Origin of the sequence: Halochromatium salexigens, from assembly GCF_016653295.1 — a bacterium.
GTDB classification, from domain to species: Bacteria; Pseudomonadota; Gammaproteobacteria; order Chromatiales; family Chromatiaceae; genus Lamprobacter; species Lamprobacter salexigens.
In genome coordinates, this window is record NZ_NHSF01000033.1 from 1 (window position 1) to 3,474 (window position 3,474).

Annotated in this window: 4 protein-coding genes and 1 tRNA gene; 4 read left to right on the forward strand and 1 reads right to left on the reverse strand. The window is 61.4% G+C overall.

What is annotated here, in order from left to right; genetic code table 11:
- The first annotated feature begins 487 nt into the window (after positions 1-487).
- The gene (locus CCR82_RS05400; protein WP_201244383.1) at positions 488-1,177 is read left to right on the forward strand and encodes a DUF6399 domain-containing protein; all 690 of its coding nucleotides are present in this window, start codon (positions 488-490) and stop codon (positions 1,175-1,177) included.
- A gap of 110 nt (positions 1,178-1,287) precedes the next feature.
- On the opposite strand, the gene CCR82_RS05405 is transcribed toward CCR82_RS05400, so the two are convergent.
- Positions 1,288-1,363: transfer RNA gene (locus CCR82_RS05405), tRNA-Lys, on the reverse strand.
- A gap of 94 nt (positions 1,364-1,457) precedes the next feature.
- On the opposite strand from CCR82_RS05405, the gene CCR82_RS05410 reads away from it, so the two are divergent.
- From CCR82_RS05410 to CCR82_RS05420, 3 genes are all read left to right on the forward strand, one after another.
- Positions 1,458-2,564, forward strand: coding sequence for a phosphotransferase enzyme family protein (locus CCR82_RS05410; RefSeq protein ID WP_201244384.1), 1,107 nt, complete (start codon positions 1,458-1,460; stop codon positions 2,562-2,564).
- 77 nt (positions 2,565-2,641) lie between these two features.
- Positions 2,642-3,013 (forward strand): cation:proton antiporter domain-containing protein, encoded by a 372-nt coding sequence (locus tag CCR82_RS05415; RefSeq protein WP_338073106.1) that lies wholly within the window; start codon positions 2,642-2,644, stop codon positions 3,011-3,013.
- A 216-nt stretch (positions 3,014-3,229) separates the two neighbouring features.
- Positions 3,230-3,474: hypothetical protein (locus CCR82_RS05420; RefSeq protein ID WP_201244386.1), on the forward strand; the 245-nt coding region annotated here is incomplete at its 3' end.

Consider the following 3,474-nt stretch of genomic DNA (forward strand, 5'->3'; position numbering starts at 1 on the left):
TTCCGGTGGATGGCCAGTCCTTGCCGGTTCGGGACTCTCACCCGGCGGGTCACGACAAGAGGTTTCCGATTGCTCAACTCATTTGGCGTTCTTCCTCCTCTTCCAGGCTTTGCCTGGCGCAATCAAAACAAAGGCCGGGATCATCGGGGAAGTGGAATGCCTTGTCTAACAGTATCCGCTAATATGTTGATGCGATTGCCCTGGCAAAGACTACGAGCGAAACCCGCGCTCAAGCGAATCACAAGTTTACCTTGCATCATCTCGGCTTTTGCTGCGTCAACTCTGCGATAATCAAATTGCTTTCGAGTAGATTAATTCTTGCTTGATTGCAGCTCTAATAATTAAATTCGCTTGAGCTGCTTCCTATACAGCGTCTGAGCGGGCGTGCGTCGCTTCTCGGCCATGCCCAGTCCTCGTGTTGCTCTGACTAGGCGCTAGGGTGCAAGCAGCGCCGGCGATCGTATAGGAGGTAATTCGCCGGACGGTTATGGCGCAACCGCCTGAGCGCTTGGGGGAACGGCTGAGCGCGATCTGGCAGCGGTTGGAGGCCCTTGCCGAGACGGCCGACCTGCCGGCGCGTGCCCAGGCCCACTTGCAGAAGACCAAGCGCTTGAACACGGCCCTGCTGGCAACGATCGCCTTCTTCTTTGCCATGGTGCATCAGCGTGTCGAGGCACTCAACCTGGCACCCGCGATCGAGACGGCGGTGCTGCAACAATTGATCCCAGCGATCTATCTCGCGCGGGTCGCCACGCGGCGCTCGGGAGCCGAGGCGCGTCGACGCCTCGCGGCACTGAGCGCGCAGCAGCTCGCACCGCTGCGTGCGGCAGATCACCCCATCCAAGCCCTTGAGGCCACGCAGCGCACGGAGATTGAGCAGGTCGCCAGCGACTGCGCCGACCTGTTCCAGCGCTCGAACTCTGCTATCGAGGGCCGCAATGGTCAGCTCTCACTCTTCCACCACAGCTGCCATCGCCTCAGTGCGCGTAAGCTCTTCGCCCTGACGGCGGTACACAACTTCTACATCCGCCGTGCGGATCAGACCACCGCCGCTGAGCGTTTCTTTGGCCGGGCGCCGCCGCCCTTGTTCGAGCAACTGCTCGAGCGGGTGCCTCTGCCACCGCGACCACGAGCACGTGCGCCGAAGATCCCATACCTCTCGCCGATGGCAGCGTGAGCGGGGTGGACGCGGTTATGATCAAGGCCAAAATGTTACCCCCAGCGTTACCCCAGAGGCCTAAAATGAAAAACGGGCTAGCTCAAAATGAAGCTAACCCGTTGATTTTATGGTGCGCCCTGTTGGGTTCGAACCAACGACCACCTGATTAAAAGTCAGATGCTCTACCAGCTGAGCTAAGGGCGCGTCGCTTTTAGCGCACCATAATACCTCAGGATTGCGTTGGCCGAAAGTTGCTAAACTTCACCGCTGTGGGGCGCGTCGGAGAGGAGGCGGACTGATGAACAACACGATCATGGACGACGCGGCCAAGCGCGTCGCGCGGCGCTTCCTTCCCGATGAGCCCGAGGTAAGGCTGCGACCGCTCGGCCAAGGGCTGATCAATGAGACGCGTCTCCTCGAGGCCCGCTCGGGGCGGTTCGTCCTGCAGCGGATCAATGGCGCCGTGTTTGCCGATCCAGAGGCGATCGCCGCCAACCTGCTACGGGTGCAGGATTGGCTCCAAGGACACGCCAATGCCGCAGTCCGCTTACGCTTGCCAAGGCTGTTGCGGGCAGCGAATGGCGAGGCGATGCTGCGCGACGCTGACGGTCATGCCTGGCGGCTGATGGAGTACGTCGAGAACAGCCGCGTCTTGCGGCCGCTTGAGAATCGCACCCAGGCGGCCGAGGTCGGTCGCGCTCTAGGGCGCTTTCATGTCGCCTTGGCCGAACTCGATCCGGGCACGCTGGGCCTGACACTGCCTGATCTGCATGACACCCCCCGCTGTCAGGCGAAGCTGAATGCAGCCCTTGCAAGCGTGCGAGCGTCAGAGGCGGCGGTGATAACCGCGCTCGAGCACATCCAGGCCCGCACCGCGCTGATCCCGACCTTGCAGCAAGCGCGGATGAACGGGACCCTGCTGGCGAGCGTGACGCACGGCGACCCGAAACTCGATAATGTGCTCTTCGCGCGCGATGCCGACCGCGCACTCTGTCTGATCGATCTCGATACGGTCCAGCCTGGACTGCGTCATCATGATGTCGCGGACTGCCTGCGCTCCTGTTGCAACCGTGTCCGCGACGGTCGAGATGCGCCGCTCGCCCATTTCGATCTGAATCTGTGCCGCGCGCTGCTCAGCGGTTATGCTGAGTTGGCCGCGCCGCTGTTCGATCGCGCTGCCCTCGCCTTCCTGTATCCGGCGATTCAGCTGATCCCGCTCGAGCTGGCGATGCGCTTCTTGACCGACTACCTCCAGGGCGATTGCTACTTCCGGGTGACCAGCCCGCGCCAGAACCTTGACAAGACGCTCATCCAGCTTGCCCTAGTGGCCGACATCGAGGCCAAACGCGTCAGTATCGAGCGTATCATCAGCGACTGTTTCACCCAGGGATCAGGCCGCGAATGAGCCATCATTTGACCGAGATCCTCGCGCTGCTGGTCGTTATCGGCATTGCCGCGCAATGGATCGGTTGGTGACTGCAAATCCCGGCCATCATCCTACTCAGCCTGAACGGGCTCTTGGTCAGCCCCGTGCTCGGCATTTTTCGACCGAGCGAAGCGCTGGGTGACGTCTATCAGCCCCTGATCAATCTCGCCGTTGCCGCTATCTTGTTCGAGGGTGGCCTCTCGCTACACTTCGCTGAACTCAGACAGGCCGCTTCCGGGGTGAACCGTTTGGTGACCATCGCGGTTGCGTTGAGCCTGGGGCTGACGGCGGTGGCGGCGCACTGGATTGGCGGCCTGTCTTGGGCGGTGGCGCTGATCTTTGGCGCCATCATGATCGTCACCGGCCCCAAGGTCATCCTACCGCTACTGCGCCAGGCACGCTTGAAACGAGCCCCGCGTCTTATCTGAAGTGGGAAGGCATCGTCAACGATCCCATTGGCGCCTTACTGGTGGTCGTCTTGTTCGACTAAGGCGATTTCCGCTTTTAGATATACCGATCTATGACATACTTGGTGGCATGTCTCAGACACTAACCTCCTGCCTATGCCCCCGGATTCTCATGCTCAGCCGGCCAGCACGCTGACAGCCGGGCACGTCGAAGATATCAAGCTTGCGGCCTCGAAGATGAAGCGCGTGGAGCGGCGTGCATTCCAAGCGGCGATGACTGAGAAGTACTGTAGCGCGAATCCGCGGCGGGCCGAGGCGCTGTTCGGCTGGAGTCGAGCGGCGGTCGAGCTCGGGCTGCATGAGCAGCGCAGCGGCTGTGTTTGTATGAGCGCACAGGCGCTCGTCTCTGGGCGCATGACCTGGGAGCAGAAGCATCCGCAAGCGGCGGCGGCGTTATGGGAGATTGCCGAAGCGCACACGCA